Here is a 22,679-nt window from a genome sequence, read left to right as displayed (position 1 = left end):
TTGCTGACCGCACACTTCGACCTCACGCAGCGCAACCCGCTCGTCGCCGGGCACGTGGTGCGCGGGCAGGCGCTGCTGCCCGGCCTGGCCTATGTCGACCTCGTCCTCCAGGTCATCGCCCGGCACGGGCATCCGTTCACCGAACTGGAGCTGCGCAATCTGAGCATCTACGCGCCGCTGGTGGTGGGGCGCGACCAGGCCGTCCCGCTGTCGGTCACCGCCGAGGAGGCCACGCCGGGGGTGTGGCGGGTGGAGGTGACCGGGCGGCCCGCCGGCGCCGCGGCCCCGGTCGGCTACGCCTCGGCCGATGTGCACCGCGTGGCGCCCGCCCCGTTCGACCGCGTGCTGGACCCGGCCGCCGAGCGGGCCGCGGCCGAGGAGGTCACCGACCTGGAGGAGGTCTACCGCCGCTGCCGCGAGCGGGAGCTCACGCACAGCGGCGCCATGAAGACCCGCGGCCGCGTCCACCGCTCCCCGGCCGGTGTGCTCGTCGAGGTGGAGCTGGGCCCCGAGGCGCTGCCCGACGCTGCCGAGTTCCTGGCCCACCCCGCGCTGCTGGACGCCGGCGCCGTCGCCGCCGGGTTCGCGCACGCGAGCGAGACGGGCGGGGCGGGGCTGTATCTGCCGCTGTGCTACGAGTCGTTCCGGGCCGCGGGCCCGCTCACCGGCCGGTGTCTGGCCCGTATCCCGGCCGACTCGGTGCGCCGGGAGAACGATCTGCTCACCCTGACCGTGGAGTACTACGACACACACGGCCGGCAGATCGCCGAACTGCGCGGCTTCACCAGCAAGCCCGAGCGCACCCCGGCCATCGCCCCCGCCGCATCCAGTCGAGCTGCGGAGCCGCAGGACGCCCAGGAGCTGCTGCGCGGTCTGCTGGCGCGGGAGTTGGGCGTCGCGCCGGGCGCGGTGGACGTCCGCGCCGGGTTCTACGAGATGGGGCTCGACTCGGCCGCGCTGCTGCGCGTGGTGAGCGCGCTGCAGCACCGGCTGGACGCCACCCTGCCACCGACGCTGCTGTTCGAGCACACCACCGTCCAGGACCTGGCCGCCTGGCTGGCCCCCCGGCTGCCCGCCGCGCCCGCGCCCACCACACCCACGCCCCCGCCCGCGCCGGTGGCACCGCCCGCGCCGGCGGCCGTCGCAACGCCCGCCCCCGCGCCCGCCCCCGCCACGGCGCCCGCCCCCGTGCCGTCCCCGCCCGCCGAGGGCGACCTCGCCGTGGTCGGCATGTCGGGCCGCTACCCCGGCGGCGCCGACCTCGACGCGTTCTGGCACAGCCTGCGCACCGGGCGCGACTGCGTGACCCCGATCCCCCCGGAGCGCTTCGACCACCGGCCCTACGGCGGCGGCAGGCCGGGGCAGCTCGGCTACAGCTACTGCGACCGCGGCGGCTTCATCGACGAGGCCGACCGCTTCGACCCGCTGTTCTTCTCCATCGCGCCGAACGAGGCGGTGGCCATCGACCCCCTGGAGCGGCTGTTCCTGGAGCACTCCTGGGCCGCCCTGGAGGACGCCGGACACACCCGCGACAGCCTGCGCGGCCGCAGCGTCGGCGTGTACGCGGGCGTGATGTTCCAGGACTATCCGCTGCTGGCGGGAGAGCGCACCGGGCCCGACGGCCGCCGGGTGGGCCTGGGGGCGGGCGGCGCGTCCATCGCCAACCGGGTCAGCTACGTCTGCGACTTCGACGGCCCGAGCATGATGGTCGACACCGCCTGCTCCAGCTCGCTGACCACCCTCCACCTCGCGGCCCGCGCGCTGCGCGCCGGGGAGATCGACGCGGCGCTCGTCGGCGGCGTCAACCTGTCCCTGCACCCCAACAAGTACCTGGTGCTCAGCCAGGGCGAGTTCCTGTCCGCCGAGGGCCGCTGCGCCGCGTTCGGCGCGGGCGCGGACGGCATGGTCCCCGGCGAGGGCGTCGGGGTGCTGTTCCTCAAGCGGCTGCGGGACGCCGAGCGCGACGGCGACCACATCCACGGCGTCATCAAGGGCACCGCCGTCAACCACGGCGGCAAGGCCGGCGGGTTCACCGTGCCCAGCCCCCGGGCGCAGCGCCAGGTGATCACCGCCGCGCTGCGGGACGCCGGGGTCGACCCGCGGTCCGTGAGCTACGTCGAGGCCCACGGCACCGGTACGGCGCTGGGCGACCCGATCGAGGTCGCGGGGCTCGGCGAAGCGCTCGGCGGCCCGCGCCGGGACGGCACCTCCTGCGCCCTGGGCTCGGTCAAGTCCAACATCGGGCACTGCGAGGCCGCCGCCGGAATCGCGGGGGTCACCAAGGTCCTGCTGCAGCTGCGCCACAAGGAGCTGGCGCCCACCCTGCACGCCACCCCGCTCAACCCCCAACTGGACCTCTCCGGCACGCCGCTGGAGGTCAACACCGAGCTGCGCCCGTGGCGGCGGCCCGTCGTGGACGGCCGCGAGCAGCCGCTGCGCGCCGGGGTCAGCAGCTTCGGCGCGGGCGGCTCCAACGCGCATGTGGTCCTGGAGGAGTACCGCGGCGATCGGACGCGCCCGGCCTCTCCAGCGCCCGTCGGCCCGGCGCTGGTGGTGCTGTCCGCCCGGGACGCCGGCCGGCTGCGCGCGTACGCGGAGCGGCTGCGGGACTTCGTCGCGGGCGCCGCCCCCGCCGGGCGGACCGGCTCCGCCGCCCAGGAGCGGGTCAGGGAACGCCTCGCCGCCGTCGCCGCCCGCGTGCTCGGCAGGCCCGTCCGGGACGTCGAGGCCGTCGCCGGCGCCGATCTGGTGGCCGCCGGGTTCGACGGCATCGCGCGGGCCCGGCTGCTGCTGGGCATCGGCCGGGAGTTCGGGGTGGTGCTCGCGCCGACCGCTGCCGAGCGCCACCCCTCCCTGGACGCGCTGGCCCGCCATCTGTGCGAGGAGCACGCGGACCGGCTCGGCGAGCTCGGCCCGGAGCCCGGCCGGGCCCCGGAGCCCGCCGCGCCCGCCCGGGAGCTGCCGACGGTGCACGAGATCGCGTACACCCTGCTGACCGGCCGTGAGCAGCTTCCGGAGCGGCTGGCCGTGGTGGCCCGCGACCTCGACGAGCTGGCGGCCGGGCTGACCGCTCACCTGAACGGCGCGGCCTCGCCCACGACGTTCCACGGCAACACCGGCACCGCCGAGGCCGCGAACGCCAGGGCGCTGGTCGCCGGGGACGAGGCGGCGGAGCTGGTCCGCGCGGCCGCGCGCGGCGGCGACCTGACCGAAGCCGCCCAGCTGTGGGTCAGCGGCGTACCCGTCGCGTGGGACCTGCTGCACCCGGCCCGCCCGGCGCGGGTCCCGCTGCCCACCTACCCCTTCGCCCGCGAGCGCTACTGGATCACCGACGTGCTCACCGACGCGCTCACCCAGGCGCCCACCGGCGACCTGCCCCAGCAGCCCCGCTCCGCCCCGGCGGCCCCCTCCCTGCTGTCCGACGTCGAGGAGGCCACGGCCACCCGCCCGCGCGTGTACGAGGTCGAGGCCGGTCTCGCCGACCTCGCCGCCTACCAGGACACGGTGGCCGCGCTCAGCCGCATCTGCCGGGTCTCCCTGCTGAGCACCTTCCGGGAGATGGGCGCGTTGCGGGTGGCGGGGGAGCGGGTCGGCCGCGCCGCGCTGCGCGACCGCATGGCCGTCGCGGCCCAGCACCACCGGCTCTTCGACGCCCTGCTCGGGCTGCTCGCCGAGGCGGGCTATGTCCACCTGGACGGCGACGACGTGGTCACCGCCCCGGTGGACGAGCACGATCTGCAGGCCGAGGTGGACAAGCTGGCCGGGGAGAAGCGCGCCCTGCTGGAGCGCGCCCCGGACAACGACGGCCTGCTCAAGGTGTTGGACGTGTGCGTGCGCGCCTACCCGGACGTGCTCACCGGCCGCCGGGACCCCCTGGACGTGCTGTTCCCCGGCGGCTCCTTCGACCTGATGGACCAGATCTACAAGAACCAGCAGCAGACCAACGAGCTGATGGTGCGCGCCGCGACCGCCTATGTGCGCACCCGGCTGGAGCGCGACCCCGGGGCCCGGGTGACGGTGCTGGAGATCGGCGCGGGCACCGGCGGCACCAGCCGCGGTGTGCTGGCCGCCCTCGACCCGTACGCCGACCGGCTGCGCTACCTCTACACCGACCTGGGCAGCAGCTTCGTCCAGTACGGCGCCCAGGAGTACCGGCGCCACGGGTACGTGGAGTTCAAGCAGCTGGACATCGAGCGCCCGCCGCTCGACCAGGGCTTCGAGGCCGGGTCGGTCGACCTGGTGATCGCCAGCAATGTGCTGCACGCGACCCGGAACCTGGACCGCACCCTGGCCCACGCCAAGTCCCTGATGCGGCCGAACGGGCTGCTCGCGCTCTTCGAGATCACCCGCCTGCACGAGCTGCTGACCATCGCCTTCGGCCTGCTGGAGGGGTGGTGGGCGTTCGAGGACGAGCGGCTGCCGGGCTCGCCGCTGCTGAGCGTGCCGATGTGGCGGCGGGCCATGGAGCGCAACGGCTTCCGCGGGATGCGGGTGCTGTCGGGGATGCCGCTGCGCGAGGACCGGCTCTCGGAGAGCGTGCTGCTGGCCGAGAGCGACGGGCTCCCGGCCGACCCCGACCGAGCCCCCGCCCCCGCCCCCGTCCCTGCCGTAGCCCCGGCCCCGGAGCCCGCCCCGGCCCCGGCCCCGGCCCCGGTACAGGCGAGCGCCCCCGAACCCGAGCCCGAGCCCGTATCCGCCCCCGAACCCGTACCCGCCACCGCCCCCGAGCCCGCCACCGCGCCGGACAACGACATCGAGCGCCTGGTCACCGAGGCGTGGAAGGAGGTCCTGGGGGTGGCGGAGGTCCGCGAGAGCGACACCTTCCAGGACCTGGGAGGCGACTCGATCATGGCCTCCCGCATCAAGGCCCGGCTCAACGACAACCTCCCCTTCGAGCTCGAGCTGCGGGAGCTGATGACGGCCACCACCGTCCTTGAGATGGCGGCGCTCGTCGAGGCGGAGGTCATCGAAAGGATCGACGAGTTGCCGGACGAGACCGCCCGCGCCATGTCCGCCAACTGATCCCGGGACGCAGAAGAAGGGACCAGGAACGGACGAGGAAGGGATTCGTATGTCATTGGACGATGCGCTGGCGGCCCGCCGGGCCCAGCTCTCGCCCGCCAAGCTCGCGCTGCTGCGAAAGCTCAAGGGCACGGCGCGCGGCGAAGGGCGGGCGGTCATCCCGCGCCGATCCGGGGGCGGCCGGCCGCCGCTCTCCTTCCACCAGCAGCGGCTGTGGTCGCTCGACCAGCTGGTGCCGGACAGCCCGGCGTACAACGTCGCGCTCAGCTTCCGGCTCAACGGCCCGCTCGACCCCGCGCTGCTGGAGCGCGCCGTCAACGAGATCGTGCGGCGCCACGAGGTGCTGCGCACCACCTTCCCGAGCACGGCGGGCGAGCCCTGGCAGGAGATCGCACCCTCCCTGACCCTGCCGCTGCCCGTGGTCGACCTGTCCGCGCTCGAAGCCGGGGAGCGCGAGGCCGAGTTCCAGCGGCTGGCCAGGGAGGAGGCGTGTCACATCTTCGATTTGGCGCGCGGGCCGCTGCTGCGGGTCACCCTCTTCCGGCTGGACGAGCACACCCACAACTTCGTGCTCAACACCCACCACATCGTCACCGACGGCTGGTCGATCAACAACTTCGTCCGCGAGATGCTGCTGCTCCACACGGCGTACGCGGCGGACCGGCCGTCCCCGCTGCCCCCGCTGCCGCTCCAGTACGCCGACTACACCCTCTGGGAGCGCGAGCGCATGAGCGGCGACGCGCTCCAGGAGCGCCTTGCCCACTGGCGGCAGCGGCTCGGCGACCGCAGACCCGGATCGGAGCTGCCGCTCGACCGGCCCCGGCCGCCCGTGCAGACCTTCCGCGGCGGCTCCACCCGCTTCGACCTCGACCCCGAACTGGCCTCGGCGCTGCGGGACCTGAGCCGCAAGCAGAACACCACGCTGTTCGTGACGCTGGTCTCCGCGCTGAAGATCCTCATGCACCGCTGGACCGGCGACGACGAGGTGGTCGTCGGCACCCCGATCGCCAACCGGCACCACAAGGAGATCGAGGGCCTGATCGGGTTCTTCGTCAACACCCTGGTGCTGGACACGGACCTGTCCGGGAACCCCACGGTGGAGGAGGTCCTGGAGCGGGTCGGGGACACGGCCAAGGGCGCCTACGCGCATCAGGACGTGCCCTTCGAGATCCTGGTCAACGAGTTCCGCCCGGAGCAGGGCATGAGCATGAACCCGCTGTTCCAGGTGTGTTTCGCGCTGCAGACCGCACCCGCCGAGGCGGCCGGGGCCGACTCCATCCTCGGGCCGGTCCAGGAGATCAGGAACGGCACCAGCAAGTTCGACCTGTGGATCTCCATCGCCGAGCGGGAGGGCCTGCTCACCGGCTCGGTCGAGTACAACGCGGACATCTTCGAGCACGGCACGATCCAGCGCTTCATCGACGGCTATCTGGTGCTGCTGCGGTCCCTCGCGGACGCCCCGGGGCAGCGGGTCGGCGAGCTGCGGGTGCTGTCGGAGGAGGAGCGGCACAAGATCCTCGTCGAGTGGAACCGCACCGCGCGCGACTACCCCGACGCGGACGGCCGTACCCTGCACGAACTGGTCGCGCACCGGGCCGCGCGGGCGGCGCCCGGCGACCTCGCGGTCCGCCTCGGCGACGAGGGCCTGACCTTCGCCGAACTGGACCGGCGGGCCGCCCAACTCGCCCATCTGCTGCGGGAGATGGGCGTCGGCCCCGACAAGCCGGTGGCCATCTGCATGGAGCGCTCCCTGGAGATGGTCGTCGGGCTGCTGGGCATCCTCAAGGCGGGCGGCGCGTACGTCCCCATCGACCCCGGCTATCCCGCCGAGCGGCTGGCGTTCATGATGGCGGACGCCGCGCCCGACATCCTGCTGACCCAGGAGCGGCTGCGGTCGGCGCTGCCGCCGCACTCGGCGCGCGTGGTGTGCCTCGACGCCACCTGGCAGGCGCTGGCCGGCCGGCCCGAGGAGTCGCCGGACTCCGGCGCGGGGCCCGACAGCCTCGCGTACATGATCTACACCTCCGGCTCCACCGGAAAGCCCAAGGCCGCGATGATCACCCATCGGGCCATCCGCAACCGGCTGCTGTGGATGCAGGAGGAGTACGGGCTCACCCCGGACGACCGGGTGCTGCAGAAGACGCCGTTCAGCTTCGACGTCTCGGTGTGGGAGTTCTTCTGGCCGCTGATCACCGGCGCCGGCATGGTGCTCGCCCGGCCGGGCGGCCACCGGGAGCCGGGCTATCTCGCCGATCTGATCGCGGCGGAGGAGGTGACCACCTGCCACTTCGTGCCCTCGATGCTCCAGGCCTTCCTGGAGGAGCCGGACCTGGAGGGCCGCACCGGCTCCCTGCGGCGGGTGTTCGCGAGCGGCGAGGCCCTTCCGTACACCGTTCAGGAGCGCTTCTACGAGCGCCTGGGGGCCGCCCGGCTGCACAACCTGTACGGGCCCACCGAGGCCGCCGTCGACGTCACGTACTGGGCCTGCCCGCCGGAGGGCGGTCCGCGCGCGGTGCCGATCGGGCGGCCCGTCGCCAACACCCGCGTCCACATCCTCGACCGCTATCTCAACCCCGTGCCCGTCGGCGCCCCCGGCGAACTGCACATCGGCGGCGTACAGGTCGCCAAGGGCTACTACAAGCGGCCCGAGCTGACCCGCGAGCGCTTCATCCCCGACCCGTTCTCGGCCGCCCCCGGGGACCGGCTCTACAAGACCGGCGACCTCGCCCGCTATCTGCCCGACGGCACGATCGAATACCGGGGCCGCACCGACTTCCAGGTCAAGGTGCGCGGCTTCCGCATCGAGCCCGGCGAGGTCGAGGCGGCGCTCGCCGAGCACCCGGCCGTGCGCGAGGTCGCGGTGCTCGCCCGCGCCCTGGGCGGGAACGACGAGAGCGCGCCGGACGAGCACAAGCGGCTGGTGGCCTACGTGGTGCCGCACCCGGACGCGCCCCTCGACGGCGACGGCGACGGCGGGGACAGCGGTGGGGCGGAGGCCGACGCCCAGGTCGCCGAGTGGGAGAGCGTCTTCAGCCGCACCTACGACACACAGGACCCGCAGGACGCCGACTTCAACATCGTCGGCTGGAACTCCAGCTACACCGGCGAGCCGCTGCCCGCCGACCAGATGCGCGTCTGGGTCGAGTCGACCGTCGAGCGCGTGCTGGAGCGGGCGCCCCGCCGGGTGCTGGAGATCGGCTGCGGCACCGGGCTGCTGCTGTCCCGTATCGCGCCGCACTGCACCCACTACACCGGCACCGACATCTCCGGGCGCGCGCTGGACTTCGTGCGGACGCGGATCGTGGGGCAGCTCACCGGCGACGCCGAGGTGACGCTGCTGGAGCGCGGCGCCGACGATTTCGAGGGCCTGGCGGAGGAGACCTTCGACGTCGTCCTGGTCAACTCGGTGGTGCAGTACTTCCCGGACACCGCGTATCTGCGCGATGTCATCGCCCAGGCCGTCACCAGGCTCCGGCCGGGCGGCGTCCTCTTCCTCGGCGACCTGCGCAGCCTGCCGCTGCTCGAGGCGTTCCACACCGAGGTGGAGACCGAGCGCGCCCAGCCGGACACCCCCGTCGAGCTGCTGCGCCGCCGGATCGCCGGGCGCGTCGCCCAGGAGCAGGAACTGCTCGTCGACCCCGAGCTGTTCGCCGTGCTGCGCCAGGAGCTGCCGCGGATCTCCCACGTCGAGGTGATGCTCAAACGCGGCGCCTTCGCCAACGAACTCACCCGGTACCGCTACGACGTCGCCCTGCACATCGGGGCCCAGGCGCCCGACGCCCCCGCGCCGCTCGAGCTGGACTGGGAACGGGACGGCCTCGACCCCGAGCGGGTGCGCCGCACCCTGACCGAGCGCGCCCCCGCCGCCCTGCTGCTGCGCTCCGTCCCCAACTCCCGTACCGCACCGGCCGCCGGGCTGCTGCGGGCGCTGGCCGCCCGCCCCGGCCCGGCCACCGTCGCCGAGCTGCGCGCCGCGGCGGCGGCCCGGACGGCCGAGAGCGAGGGCGGGGCCCAGGGCGGGGCCGACCCCGAGCAGTGGTGGGGGCTGGCCGGCGAACTCGGCTACCAGGCCGACGTCGCCTGGGCCGGCGGGCGCGCCGACGGCGGCTACGAGGTGTGCTTCCGCAAGGGGCCCGCGCCCGGCTGGAGCCACCGGCCCGAACGCCCGCGCCCGCTCCACTCCTACACCAACAACCCGCTGCTGCACCGCCTCAGCCGCCGTCTCACCGCCTCGGCCCACGCCTTCCTGAGGGAGAAGCTTCCGGAGTTCATGGTGCCCTCGGCGGTCGTCGCGCTGCCCGAGATGCCCACCGACGCCAACGGCAAGCTGGACCGCAGGGCGCTGCCGCTGCCCGTCCTGGACACCGCCGGCGCCGACACCGAGTACGTCGCCCCCCGCACCCTGGAGGAGGCGCAGCTCGCCGAGGTGTGGGCCGAGGTCCTGGGCGTCCAGGGCACCGGCGTCACCAGCAACTTCTTCGAGGTCGGCGGCGACTCGATCCTGAGCATCCGGCTGGTCAACAAGGCGGTCAGGCGCGGGCTGCCGCTGACCGCGCAGGACGTCTTCCAGTACAAGACGGTCGCCGAGCTGGCCGAGGCGGCCCGGCTGCGCAAGGAGTCGGGGGACGGCGCCCCGGCGGCCGACGTGGGCCGCGACGCCCCCGCCCTGGACGACGAGACACTGGCCCGGGTCCGTGAGCGGTTCCCCGACGCCGTCGACGCCTATCCGCTCACCGGTACCCAGCACAACGTCCTGCACCGCCTGCTGACCACCCGCGAGCCCGGCGGCAACGTCGTCCACCAGCGGTTCCGGATCACCGGCGCCGCCTTCGACCCGCGCGCCTTCGCCCGCGCGTGGCAGCACACCGTCGACCACTTCCCCGTGCTGCGCACGTCCTTCCTGTGGGAGGGGCTCGCGGAGCCGGTGCAGGTGGTGCACCGCGAGGCGGAGCTGGAGGTGCGGCAGCTGGACTGGCGCGGCCTCAAACCGTCCGAGCAGGAGCGCCGGCTCCAGGCGTATGTGGCCGCCCGCCGCCGCGCGGGCTTCGACCCGGCGCGGGCCCCGCAGAGCCATGTCGCCCTCTTCCGGCTGGAGGAGCACACCTACGACTACCTCTACATGTTCAACCTCGCGCTCCAGGACGGCTGGAGCTATCCGATGATCATGAAGGTGCTCTTCGACGCGTACGGGGAGTACGCCGCCGGGCGCGAACCCGCCGCGCCGCGCCCGGACACCGTCTACCGGGACTTCTGCGTCTCCCAGCGCCACCGGGACCTCGGCCCCGCCGAGACGTTCTGGCGCGCCGAACTGGCCGGGCTCGACCTGCCCGCACCGGCCCTGGCCCCGCCCGCCGCCGAGCGGGTGCCGGTCGCGGAGGAGCCCGATCTGCTGCACGACGGGCTGCTGGTGCCCGACGAGGTCACCCGGGACCTGCTGGCGCTGGCCAAGCGGCTGGAGATCACCCCGTTCACCGTGGTGCAGGCCGCCTGGGCGCTGCAGCTGCACCACGGCTCGGGGGCGTCCGACGTCGTCTTCGGCTCGGTCTTCTCCGGCCGCGGCTCCGCGCTCGTCGAGGTCGACCAGGGGGTCGGCCAGTTCTTCAACATCCTGCCGGTGCGGGTGCGGATCGACCGCCAAGCGCCGCTGCGGGACTGGCTGCACGCGCTGCAGCGCACGGTGGGCGAGATCGCCCGCCACGAGTACGTGCCGGTGCGGCTCCTGCGGGAGTGGGCGGGGGTGGCGGAGGACGGCTTCCTCTTCGACAGCTACCTCGTCAACGAGACCTTCCCCGAGCTGTCCGGGGTCTTCGGCCGGTTCGACGGCGACCTGGGCGCCGAGCCGGTGGAGTTCGTCAACCAGACCGAGCACCCGATGCGCATCGAGGCGATCTTCCTGGATTCGCATTTCGTGCTGAACCTGAACACCTACTCGGGCGGGTTCCCGCCCGGCGAGCCGGCCCGCAGGCTGCGGCTCTTCGCCGGCCTGATCCAGGACATCGTGGCCCGCCCCGACCGCTCGGTGGGCGAGGTCCTCTCCGGTATCGAGGAGGTTGCCCCATGACCGCGACCGAGACCACGACCGACGCGAGCACCGAGCTCCCCACCGTCTTCATGTTCTCCGGGCAGGGCTCGCAGTACTACCAGATGGGCCGGGACCTGTACGGCTCCGAGCCGGTCTTCGCGGCCGCGATGGACCGGATGGACGCCGTCGTCCGCACCGAGCTCGGCGAGTCCGTGCTGAGCCGGATGTACGACGACGGCCGCTCCAAGGCCCATCCGTTCCTGGAGACCGCGGTCACCCACCCGGCCATCGTCATGGTCGAACTCGCCCTGGCCGAGACGCTGAGAGCCGAGGGCATCCAGCCGGACCTGCTGCTCGGCGCGAGCCTCGGCGAGTTCACGGCCGGCGTGCTGGCCGGGGTGCTGGCCGAGGACGAGTGCCTGCGGATGCTGGTGCGCCAGGCGCGCGCGCTCGACGCCTGCCCGCCCGGCGGAATGCTGGCCGTACTCGCCCGGCAGTCGCTGTACGAGGAGCTGCCCGAGCTGCGCGACGGCACCGAGCTGGCGGCCCGCAACTACGACCAGCACTTCGTGGTCGCCGGAACGGAGGAGGCGCTGACCGCCGCCGAGGCGCGGCTGCGCGCCCTGGACATCCCGTACCAGCGGGTGCCGGTCGAACGCGGCTTCCACTCCCGGCTGATGGACCCGGCGTACGACGCCTGCGCGGCCGCCATGACCCAGGTGCGACCCGGGCCGCCGGCCATTCCGCTGGTGTCCAGCGCCGCGGGCGGGCCGGTGGCGGCGCTGAGCCCCGAGCACTTCTGGCGGGTGGCCCGCGAGCCGATCGAGTTCCAGCGCACCGTCGAGGCGCTGGAGGCCCGCGGCCCGCACCGCTATCTGGACCTCGGCCCCTCGGGCACGCTCCACAACTTCGTGCGCAACAACCTCCGCCCCGGCTCCCGGTCCACCTCGATGCCGCTGCTGAGCCCGTTCGGCACCAACACCCATCTGCTGGCCGCGGCCCGCGCGGCGGTCCCCGCGCGCGGCGCGGCCCCCGCCCCGGCCGCCCCCGCACCCGTCCCGGCCGCCCCGGCGAAGGCCGCGAGCGACAACGGAGGCAGCGTGAAGGTCTACGGGTTCCCCGGCCAGGGCTCGCAGGTCAAAGGCATGGGCAAGGGCCTGTTCGCGGAGTTCCCCGAGCACACCGCGCAGGCGGACGCCGTGCTCGGGTACTCGATCGAGCGGCTGTGCGTCGAGGACCCCGACAAACAGCTGAGCCTCACCCAGTTCACCCAGCCCGCCCTGTACGTGGTCAGCGCGCTGTCGTACCTCAAGCGGCTGAAGGAGGACCCCGAGCCGCCCGCGTACGTCATCGGGCACAGCCTCGGCGAGTACGTGGCGCTCTTCGCCGCGGGCGTCTTCGACTTCGAGACCGGGCTGCGCCTGGTGCGGCGCCGGGCCGAGCTCACGGCCCGCTCCGAGGGCGGCGGCATGGCCGCCGTGGTGGGCCTGGCACAGGAGCGCGTCGAGGAGACGCTGCGCCGCCCCGAGCTGGCCGGGCTGACGATCGCGAATTACAACTCACCCGAGCAATTCGTGCTGACCGGGCCGCGCGACAAAATCGACATCGCCCGCGCCTTCTTCGAAGCGGACAAGGCGTTCTACACCCGGCTGAGGGTCAGCGGCGCTTTCCATTCGGAGTTCATGCGGCCCGCGGCGGAGGAGTTCGCGGATTTCCTGAACGGGTTCCGGTTGAGCTCGCCGCGCATTCCGGTCATTTCCAACGCGGACGCCCGTCCGTATCCCTCCGACCGGGACGGGCTGACCGATACGCTCACCCGGCAGATCTGGAGCGGTGTGCGGTGGATCGAGACGATCCGCTTTCTGATGGGGAAAGGCGAGCTTGAATTCGAGGAGATCGGTCCGGGGACCGTTCTGACCAAGCTGGTCAGGAAGATCCGCGAGAAGTCCGAGCCGCTGTACCTCGAGGAGCAGGCCCCCCAGCCGGTCCCGCACCCCGCGGCCCAGCCGGTCCCGCAGCCGGTCCCGCAGTACGTGCCCGCGCCGGAGCCCGCCGTCCAGCAGCGCGCCGTGCCCGAGCCGGTGCCGGTTCCGGTGCCCGAGCCGGTGCCCGTGCCGGTGGCCCAACCCGCGCCCGTACCCGTACCCGTGCCCGTACCCGTACCCGTACCCGTACCCGCGCCTGTGCCTGAGCCCGTCCCCGTGGCCCAGCCCGTCCCCACGCCCGAACCCCTCACGCCCGCACCCGTCCTCGCCGCCCACCCCACGCCCCTCTCACCGCGCGAGCTCCCCGCCGAGGACCTGGGGGCCCGCGGCTTCCGGGAGCGGTACGGGCTGCGCTACGCGTATCTGGCCGGGTCCCTCCACGGCGGGGTCTCCGGCACGGACATGCTCACCAGGCTCGGCAAGGCCGGAGGCATGGGCTTCTTCGGCACCGGCGGTCTGCGGCCCGCCGAGATCGAGGAGGGGCTGCGCGCCGTGATCGCCGCCCTCGGCGACGACGGGCCGTTCGGCGCGAACCTCCTCTACCGCCACGACAGCCCCGAGGCCGAACTGGCCCTCGTCGACCTGTTCCTGCGCCTGGGCATCCGCACCGTCGAGGCGTCCGGATTCCTGCAGATCACCCCCGCCCTGGTCAAGTACCGCCTCAAGGGCGGGCGGGTGCTCGCCAAGGTGTCGCGCGCTGACATGGCCAGGGCCTTCCTCTCCCCGCCGCCCCGCGCCGTGCTCGACCGGCTGCGGGAGCAGGGGCAGATCGGCGAGGCGGAGATCGCCCGCTACGGGAGCCGGCCGGTGGCCGACGACCTGTGCGTGGAGGCGGACGGCTGGCGCCCCGACGCCGGGTCCCTGGCCGCGCTGCTGCCCACGGTGACCCGGCTGCGTGACGCGCTGGACGCGGGCGGCCCACGGGTGCACGTCGGCGCGGCGGGCGGGATCGGCACGCCCGAGGCCGCGGCCGCCGCGTTCCTGCTGGGGGCCGAGTTCGTGATCACCGGCTCGGTCAACCAGTCCACCGTGCAGGCCGCCACCAGCGACCCGGTGCGGCGGATGCTGCAGGAGGCCGAGGTCCACGACGTGGACAGCGCCCCCTGGAGCGAGGAGTTCGAGATCGGCGGGCGGGTGAGGTCGCTCAAGCGGGGGGTCTTCCAGCCCGCGCGCGCGGCCAAGCTGCACGATCTGTGGCGCCGTCACGAGTCGTTCCAGGAGATCGACGCGGCGACCCGCGAGCAGATCGAGAACACCTATCTGCGCCGCTCCTTCGACTCGGTGTGGGCCGAGCTGGCCGCCGCCCTGCGCGAGAGGGACCCGCGCGAGCTGGCCAGGGCCGAGGGAAGCGCCAAGCACCGGATGGCGCTGGTCTTCCGCTGGTACCTGGACCGGTGCGCCCGGTTCGCGGTGGCCGGCGACCCGGACCGGCGGGTCGACTACGCCGTCCACTGCGGCCCGGCCATGGGCGCGTTCAACGAGTGGGTGCGCGGGACGGACCTGGAGGACTGGCGCGGCCGCCATGTGGACGTCGTGGCCGACCGCATCATGTCCGGCGCGGCCCGCGTCCTGCGCGACCGCTTCACCGGCCTGTTCGGCTAGCCGCCCGGCGCGCCCCCCCATGGCGAGGGCGCGCGTACCGGGTCGGTACGCGCGCCCTCGGGGAACTCCTCCCGGCCCCCGCCGCGGTCAGCGGGCGGTGAGCGAGGCCCAGACCGGTTTGTCCGGCCGCAGGTTGCCCGTCTGCTGGTACGAGACGGTCTTGTCGGCGGACTCCACCCTGAAGCGCCGCACCACGGCCTCCAGCAGCACCGTGGCGGCCAGCAGCGCGAAGTGCTCGCCGATGCACACGTGGGGGCCGCCGCCGAAGGGCAGATAGGCGTAGCGCGGCCGGTCGTGCTCGCCGATGAACCGGGTCGGGTCGAACCGCTCGGGGTCCGGCCAGAAGTCCGGGCGCCGGTGGGTGACCCACGGCGAGAGGAACACCGCCGTGCCCGCGGGCACCTGGTAGCCGCCGAGCTCGATGTCGCTGGTGGCCAGGTGCTCGGTCATGTAGACCGGCGGGTACAGCCGCATGGCCTCCAGCAGGCTCGCCCGCGCCAGCGTCTCGCGGGCCTGCGCGTACGTGGCCGCCGTGCCGCCGTCCGCGATGTGGGCCGCGGCCTCCTCGGCCACCTCCTGCTGGATGTCGGTGTGCAGGCCCAGCAGGTGGAGGGCGAAGGTGAGGGCCGTGGCCGTGGTCTCGTGGCCCGCCATCATCATCAGCAGGGTCTGGTCGCGGATCTCCGCGACGCTCAGCCCCTCACCGGTCTCCGGGTCGCGCGCGTCGCGCAGCCGGGTGACGATGTCGTCCCGCTCGACGCCGGCGGACTCCTTGTCCGTCCGCTCGATGATGCGGTCGATCAGCGCGTACAGCTGCTCCCGGGTCTTCACGAAGCGGCGGTTGCGCGGGGTGGGCACGGACAGCGGCGGCTTCAGCAGCTGCGTCGTCCGGCCGATGATCAGCTCGTTGGTGAGCGGGATGAGCCCGTGCAGCTCGGGCCCGGTGTCGTCGATGTCCCCGCTGAACAGCGCCCGGCCGACGACCCGCAGCGAGTAGCGGAGCATCAGCTTGTGCAGATCGACCCGGTCCGTGTGCTCGGGCACCTCGCGGGTCACGATCCGCTCGGCCTCGGCGGCCATCAGATCCGTGTAGCGGGCGACCCGCTTGGGGGTGAACAGCGGCTGCAAGGTGCGCCGCTGACGGCGCCACACGGGCCCGTCGGTGGTCATCAGGTTGCAGCCGATCATGTCCTCGAGCACCTGGGTGCTGGAGGGGCCGCGGCCGATGGTCCGCTCGGTGTCGGTGAGCACCTGCTGGGCGGCGTCGGGGTGGTAGGCGGCCACCACCACCTTGCCGAGCGGTCCGCGCGGGCCGAAGGGGAACGACACCAGGTCGCCGTGTTCCCGGTAGGCGCTCTCCAGCACCGCGATCGCGTCGCGGAGGAATTCGGGGGCCACCCCGGCGAGCGCGTTGCCCTTGGGCCCGGGCACCTCGGAGAAGGGCCGGGCCGATGTGGTCGTGGTCATCCTTGGGCTCCTCCCGTCCTGTCCGTCACTACCGCGCGGTGAAGGTCGTGCGGACGGGCTTGTCCGGGCGGATGCTGTTCAGGACCTTCATGGAGATCTTGTCGTCGTGCGAGGTGATCCGGTACTTGCGCAGCAGCGCCTCCATCAGCACCCCGGAGGCCAGCAGCGCGAAGTGCTCCCCGATGCACACCCGCGGGCCGCCGCCGAACGGGAAGTACGCGTAGCGCGGCCGGTCGTGCTTGCCGATGAACCGGCTCGGGTCGAACTTCTCCGGGTCGGGCCAGAAGTCGGGGTGCCGGTGGGTGACCCACGGCACCAGGAACACCGAGGTGCCCTTCGGGACGAGGTAGCCGTTCAGCTCCAGGTCCTCGCGGGCCACCCGCTCGGTCATGTGCACCGAGGGGAACAGCCGCAGCGCCTCGTTGAGCGAGGCGCGGCCCAGCGTGTCGCGGTTGCCCGCGTAGTCGGCGGCCGTGCCGCCCGCCTTGTGGTGGGCGGCGATCTCCTCGGCGATCCGGTCCTGGATGTCCGGGTGCAGGCCGATCTGGTGCAGCCCGAAGGTCAGCCCCATCGCCGTGGTCTCGTGGCCCGCCATGAACAGCAGCAGCGCCTCGTTGCGCACCTCCTGCTCGGTCAGCGGCTCGCCCGTCTCCGGGTCCCCGGCCTGGCGCATACGGGAGACGATGTTGTCCCCGGCCTCGGCCGCCCCGTGGCTGCCGCTGCGCTCGATGACCCGGTCGATCAGGTCGTACAGCCCCTCCTTCGTCTTCAGGAAGCGGCGGTTGGTGGGGGAGGGGAAGCCCAGCGGGAGCTTGGGGATCTGGGTGGTGCGGGCCATGATGCCCTTGTTGGCCTCCGGGATCAGCCGGTGCAGATCGGCCTCGGCGTCGTCCAGGTCGCCGCCGAACAGGGCGCGGCCCACCACTCTCAGCGAGTAGCGCATCATCGCCTGGAACAGGTCGATGGGCGTGCCCTCGTGCTTCTCGTGCTCGACGATGATCCGCTCGGCCTCGGCGGCCATCAGCTCCGTGTAGCGGGCGACGCGCTTGGGGGTGAACAGCGGCTGGAGGATATGGCGGCGGCTGCGCCAGTAGGGGCCCTCGGTGGTCATCAGACCGCGCCCGACCAGCTCGTACGTGGCGCGGAAGCCGTCGCTGTCCCGGCCGAAGGTGCGCTCGGTGTCCATCAGCAGCTGGTGCACCAGCTCGGGGTGGTAGGCGGCGAGGATGGTCTTGCCCACCGCCACCTTGGGGCCGAACCGGTAGGAGACCAGGTCTCCGTGGTTGTGGAAGCCGTTCATCAGGAAGCCGAGCGGGTCCGCGTTGAAGTCCGGGAGCAGGCCGGCGATGGGGTGCCCCTTCGGGCCCGGAATCTCCTGGAACGGCAGCAACTGGCTCGTGGTTGACATGGGTTCCTCTCCCCGTGGCCCGGCCACCGGGGTGGTGCCCGGTGCTGCCTGGGCTGCTAAATCCGCACGTGTAAAGCAGACTTGCGATGGAACACGCGACATATGTGACGTGAAGGCCGTCAAGTCGACGTATACGTCGTCAACGCGCTGAATTAGTAGGTGGCTTGGTTCCTCTGGTCGGCGTGATCCTATATGGGGTGGCCATGTCGGCGGTACCCTCAATTTCCCGCGAGCTCCCCCAACTCGCCCTCCGCATCAATTGCTTGAATGCTCTGGAAACTCATCGACGCACCCTCTATGGTGAAGATCGTGCGAGCTGTCCACATCAAGAATTTCGGCGGCCCCGAAGTCCTCGAACTGGTCGAACTCCCGGACCCGCGCCCCGCTGAAGGGGAGCTGCTCGTCGACGTCACCCTGGCCGGAATCAACTACCGCGACACCCATCAATCCGAGGTCGGCGCCCTGCCCGGCGACGCCCTCCCGCTGATCCCCGGCATGGAGGTGGTCGGCACCGCCCCCGACGGCCGGCGCGTGGCGGCGGTCGTCCCGCGCGGCGGCTACGCCGAGCGCGTCGTCGTGCCCCAGGGGCTCGCCGTCGACATCCCCGACGCCGTGGACGACTTCTCCGCCCTGGCGCTGCTCGTCCAGGGCACCACGGCCTGGCTGCTGCTGCACGAGAGCGCCCGGCTGCGCGAGGGCGAGTCGGTGCTCGTGCACGCGGCGGCCGGCGGCGTCGGCAGCCTCGCCGTGCAGCTGGCCAAGGCCGCGGGCGCGGGCCGGGTGATCGCCGCGGCCGGCACCGAGGCCAAGCGCGCGCTGGCCCTGGACCTGGGGGCCGACGCCGTGATCGACTCCACCGCGCCCGGCCTGGCCGCCGCCGCCCGCGAGGCCAACGGCGGACGCGGCCTGGACATCGTGCTGGAGATGACCGGCGGCCACATCACCGACGAGAGCCTGACCGCGCTCGCGCCGCTCGGCCGGCTGGTCTTCTACGGCATGGCGAGCCGGAAGCCGCCCAAGCCGGTCGAGCTGCCCGCCCTGATGCAGTCCTCGGCCACCGTCTGCGGGCTGACGCTCGAAGGCGCCATGAGCCGCCCGGGGCTGCTGGAGCGGGCCATGCGCGAGCTGTTCGACGAGGTCGCGCGGGGCGGGCTGCGGGTGATCTCCGGCGGGGTCCGCCCGCTGTCCGAGGTGCGGCAGGCGCATGAGGACCTGAGCGCCCGGCGGACCGTGGGAAAGCTCGCCCTGGACCCCAGGCGGTGACCACCTGGGCCGTCGACACCGTGCGCGGCGGTGAGTGCCATGTGTGGTTCGCCGAAGCCTGCTCGGACCTCGGTCTGCTGGACCTGCTCGACGCCACCGAGCGCGAACGGTACCGGCACACGGTCGTGGAGTCCGCCCGCGCGCTGTACCTGACCGCACACGCGCTGGCCCGCCGGGTCATCGCCGCCCAGCTGGGCGCCCGCCCCGCCGATCTGCGCTTCACCGCCAGCTGCGGACGCTGCGGCAAGGCACACGGCAAGCCCGTCCTGGTGGACTCCCCGCTGCCGCTCCGACTGTCCCTCTCGCACTCCGGCCGGCGCGTGGCCGTGGCGCTGGCGCTGGGCACCGAGATCGGGGTGGACATCGAGCGGGTGGCCGAGTCGTACGACGAGCACCTGCCGTCCACCGTGCTCGCCGCGTCCGAGCGGCAGGCCCTGGCGCGCCTGCCGGAACCCGACCGGACGGCGGGCTTCACCCGCTACTGGTGCCGCAAGGAGGCCGTGCTCAAGGCCACCGGCCACGGCCTGCTGGTGGACCCGGCGCTGCTGACCGTCAGCCCGCCGGACGCCCCGCCCCGGCTGGAGCACTGGCGCGACCGGCCCGGGCCGCCGGTCCCGCCGCACCTGACCGATCTGCACCCCGGCCCCGGCTACCGCGCGGCCCTGTGCGCGCTGGGCGCCGACCCGCGCGTGATCGAACACCACGAGGCCGACGTCATGGCGGCACTCGGCTGAGCACTTCCCCGCCCTTCCCGCCCTTCCCTTCCCGACGCTCTTCCCCGACCGAGGAGGTAGCCCGATGTTCCGGGTGATCCAGTGGTACACCGGCACCATCGCCAAGAAGCAGATCAAACTCCTGGCGGAGCGCTCCGACATCGAACTCGTCGCGGTCGTCACCCAGACACCGGAGAAGGACGGGGTGGACGCGGGCGAGATCGCCGGCATCGGCCCGATCGGCGTCCGGGCCACCACCGACGTCGAGGCCGCGCTCGCCGTGGAAGCCGACTGCGTGCTGCTCAACCCGCCCTTCTGGGACGGCGAGCTGGTGGCCCGCATCCTGCGGTCCGGCAAGAACGTCGTCACCCCCACCGGCGGCTTCGACCTGCGCGGCACCCCCTTCCACGACGCGCTGGAACAGGCGGCGCGGGACGGCGGCACCACCCTCACCGGCGGCGGCAACATGCCCGGTCTGCTCAACGACGTCATGCCGCTGGTGCTCTCCGGCTACACCAGCAACGTCCGCCGCATCTGGACCCGCGAGCGCAACTTCCACCGCGACTACGCCGCCAAGGAGGTGCTGCAGCTCCTCGGCTTCGGCGCCCCGGTGGAGGAGTGCGCCCAGGACAGCGGCCGCGCCCAGATGCTGGGGCAGGCCTTCCACTGGTACGAGGGCCAGGCCGCGCACCTGGTCACCGACGCCCTCGGGCTCAAGCTCGACGAGCTGCGCACCACCGCCTGGGAGATCCTGCCCGCCCCCCGCGAGCTGCACCTCCCGGCCAGCGGGCTGACCATCCCCGAGGGCACGGCCGCCGGGATGCGCTACGAGTTCACCGGTTACGTGGACGGCAAGCCCTGGCACACCACGGTCATCGAGCACGTCGCCGAACTGGGCCTGGGGGAGGGGTGGCAGCAGTCCGAGAGCGACCCGGAGTTCACCATCCGGGTCGAGGGCGACCCCACGATCTCGGTGGACTTCGCCCACCTGGGCGTGGACGGGCTCATCCAGCTCAACGCCTCCCGCATCGTCAACCTGATCGGCCCGGTGTGCGCCGCCGAGCCCGGCTGCCGGACCATCCTGGAGCTGCCGTTCGTCAAGGCCGCCACCGCGACCACCGACTGACCCCCGCCCCGGCCGCGCCGGGCTCCGGTGGCCGGGCCTTCAGGGCCCGGCCACCCCCAGCTCCTGGGCCAGCACCGCCGCCTGTACCCGGCTGCGCAGCCCCAGCTTGCCCAGCACCCTGCTGACGTGGGTCTTCACGGTGGCCTCGGCCATGGCGAGGTGGTCGGCGATCTGGGCGTTGGACAAGCCTCGGCCCAGCGCGCCCAGCACCTCGCGTTCGCGCGGGGTGAGGGAGGCGAGCGCCGCCGGGTCGGCGGTCAGGGGCACCGGTGCGGTCTGCGGGCGGGCGAACTCGGCGATCAGCCGGCGGGTCACGGCCGGGGCGATCATGCCCTCGCCGCGGGCCACCGTCCGTACGGCCTCCAGCAGACCGGCCGCGTCGCTGTCCTTGAGGAGGAAGCCCGCGGCCCCGGCGCGCAGGGCGCCGAAGACATACTCGTCGAGGTCGAAGGTGGTCAGGACCAGCACATCGGCCAGCTGCCCGGCGACGATCTCACGGGTGGCCGAAACGCCGTCCAGGCGCGGCATCTGGATGTCCATCAGCACCAGATCGGGGCGCAGCTCCCGGGCCAGGCGTACGGCCTGCTCGCCGTCGGCCGCCTCCGCGACCACCTCGATGTCGGGCGCGGACCGCAGGATGAGCACCAGCCCGGCCCTTACGGCCAACTGGTCCTCGGCGACCACGACCCGGACCCTGCCCGACCCCGCCTCGCCCACCGCCCCGCTGACCGCCTCGCTCGCGGTGCCTCCCTCGGGTCCGTTCACTCCGGCGTACCGCTCCTTCACCGTGTCATGGCTCCTTTGCCGTCGAGGGGCAGCACCGCCCGGACTCGCCACACCGCGCCGGACGGCCCGGTGTGCGGGCCTGCGTCAAGCGTGCCGCCGAGCAGGGAGACCCGCTCGCGCATCCCGATGAGGCCCATGCCGGAGCCGGGCGCGCGGGGGCCGGGACGGGTGCCGCCGGGGCGGGTGTCGAACGGGCTGGTGACGCCGACCTCCAGGACGCCGCCGTCCAGGGGCCCGTCGGCGTCCTGGGTGAGGCGTACGGTCACCTGGCCGGGCGCCGCGTGCTTGAGGGCGTTGGTCAAGGACTCCTGAACGATGCGGTACGCGGCGAGCTCGACGGGCGCGGGCAGCGCGGCGCCGCCCGGCGGGCGGTCGTCGCACAGCGCGAACTTCAGCCCGCTGACCGGGGCGGCGTCCGAGCGGGCGCGCTCGACCAGCGCGTCGAGGGCGTCGAGGGTGGGCGCGGCGGCGGGCTCCGGCGCCCCGTCCGCGTCGCGCAACAGCTCGATCAGGCGCCGCATTTCGGCCAGGCCCAGCACGCTGTTCTCCCGGATGACGGTGAGCGCCTGGTCGGTCGCGGCGGCGTCCCCCAGGGACAGCGCGGCGGTGGAGTGGATGGCGATGGCCGACAGATGCCCGGCGACCCGGTCGTGCAGTTCGCGGGCCATGCGGCCGCGCTCGGCCACCACCGCCTCCCGCCGGTCCAGCTCGGCGAGCAGGGCCGTCCGCTCGGCCTCCAGCCGGGCGGCCTCGGCGGCCTCCTGGTGATTGCGCACGATCGCCCCGGTGCCGGCCGGGGCAAGGGTGAGCAGGGCGGTGACCAGGCCGATGAACAGCGACTCGGGGGTGCGCAGCAGCGCCACCGGGACGACCGTGGTGATCACGGTGGCCAGCGCGCACCACGGGGGCAGCCGCCGGGCCAGGGACGCCGGTCCGTAGAGGACCGCCGCGTACACCACGTCCGTGTACATCAGAACGGTCGCGATGAGCGAACCGCCGCCGCACAGGTCCACAGCGAGGGCGGCGGTGCCCAGCGCCAGGGCGGCGCGGGTGGCCACGCGGCGCAGCAGCTCGGCGCCCGCCATGGCGATCAGCGCGGTGATCGTCGACCAGGGGGGCAGCGTGACGGGGGACAGCTCGCCCAGATACACCCCGCCGCGCAGCCCCAGCCCCATCAGCAGCAGTCCGCCGAGGAGTCCGCCCAGGGCGATGGCGACGTCGACGCGGTGCGGCGGCGGCAGTCGGGGCGGCATGGGTCCATCACAACACGCGGTGGCCCCGCCTT

At 73.5% G+C, this 22,679-nt stretch carries 10 protein-coding genes; 6 read left to right on the top strand and 4 right to left on the bottom strand.

The features are described from left to right. From ACFZDL_RS17015 to fabD, 3 genes are read left to right on the top strand one after another with little or no spacing between them, the layout of a single operon-like run. Positions 1-5,022: a beta-ketoacyl synthase N-terminal-like domain-containing protein gene (locus tag ACFZDL_RS17015; RefSeq protein WP_353593312.1), complete on the top strand. Its 5,022-nt coding sequence runs from the start codon at positions 1-3 to the stop codon at positions 5,020-5,022. A 49-nt stretch (positions 5,023-5,071) separates the two neighbouring features. After that, complete coding sequence (locus tag ACFZDL_RS17010) at positions 5,072-11,083, top strand: amino acid adenylation domain-containing protein (RefSeq protein WP_353593313.1); 6,012 nt, start codon at positions 5,072-5,074, stop codon at positions 11,081-11,083. Further along, a complete protein-coding gene (fabD, locus tag ACFZDL_RS17005) occupies positions 11,080-14,631 on the top strand; it encodes an ACP S-malonyltransferase (RefSeq protein ID WP_353593314.1) in 3,552 nt (1,183 codons plus the stop codon). The genes ACFZDL_RS17010 and fabD overlap by 4 nt, the downstream gene beginning before the upstream one ends. A gap of 87 nt (positions 14,632-14,718) precedes the next feature. Here fabD and ACFZDL_RS17000 read toward each other — a convergent pair whose 3' ends face one another. Both ACFZDL_RS17000 and ACFZDL_RS16995 read right to left on the bottom strand, forming a co-directional pair. After that, positions 14,719-16,098, bottom strand: coding sequence for a cytochrome P450 (locus ACFZDL_RS17000; RefSeq protein ID WP_353593315.1), 1,380 nt, complete (start codon positions 16,096-16,098; stop codon positions 14,719-14,721). Between the two features lie 28 nt (positions 16,099-16,126). Further along, a complete protein-coding gene (locus ACFZDL_RS16995; protein WP_353593316.1) occupies positions 16,127-17,506 on the bottom strand; it encodes a cytochrome P450 in 1,380 nt (459 codons plus the stop codon). A 309-nt stretch (positions 17,507-17,815) separates the two neighbouring features. Between ACFZDL_RS16995 and ACFZDL_RS16990 the strand changes: the two genes are divergently transcribed. The 3 genes from ACFZDL_RS16990 to ACFZDL_RS16980 all read left to right on the top strand — a co-directional run bounded on the left by ACFZDL_RS16990 (position 17,816) and on the right by ACFZDL_RS16980 (position 20,608). Further along, positions 17,816-18,769, top strand: a complete 954-nt coding sequence (locus ACFZDL_RS16990) for a zinc-binding dehydrogenase (RefSeq protein ID WP_353593317.1) — start codon at positions 17,816-17,818, stop codon at positions 18,767-18,769. Further along, entirely contained in the window at positions 18,766-19,503 is a 738-nt protein-coding gene (locus ACFZDL_RS16985; RefSeq protein WP_353593318.1) for a 4'-phosphopantetheinyl transferase superfamily protein, read from the top strand. Before ACFZDL_RS16990 ends, ACFZDL_RS16985 begins: the two co-directional genes overlap by 4 nt. Before the next feature lie 64 nt (positions 19,504-19,567). Continuing rightward, positions 19,568-20,608 carry a dihydrodipicolinate reductase gene (locus ACFZDL_RS16980; protein WP_353593319.1) on the top strand — a complete coding sequence of 347 codons (1,041 nt, stop codon included), beginning with the start codon at positions 19,568-19,570 and terminating at the stop codon, positions 20,606-20,608. A gap of 39 nt (positions 20,609-20,647) precedes the next feature. On the opposite strand, the gene ACFZDL_RS16975 is transcribed toward ACFZDL_RS16980, so the two are convergent. Beyond that, positions 20,648-21,325: a response regulator transcription factor gene (locus ACFZDL_RS16975; RefSeq protein ID WP_353593459.1), complete on the bottom strand. Its 678-nt coding sequence runs from the start codon at positions 21,323-21,325 to the stop codon at positions 20,648-20,650. 65 nt (positions 21,326-21,390) lie between these two features. Further along, complete coding sequence (locus ACFZDL_RS16970) at positions 21,391-22,647, bottom strand: histidine kinase (RefSeq protein WP_353593320.1); 1,257 nt, start codon at positions 22,645-22,647, stop codon at positions 21,391-21,393. Positions 22,648-22,679 lie beyond the last annotated feature (32 nt).

Origin of the sequence: Streptomyces sp. NPDC007917 (assembly GCF_042959105.1) — a bacterium.
Taxonomy (GTDB): Bacteria; Actinomycetota; Actinomycetes; order Streptomycetales; family Streptomycetaceae; genus Streptomyces.
The sequence above is the reverse complement of the archived record's forward strand: the minus strand, read 5'-3'. Positions and strand labels throughout refer to the sequence as shown.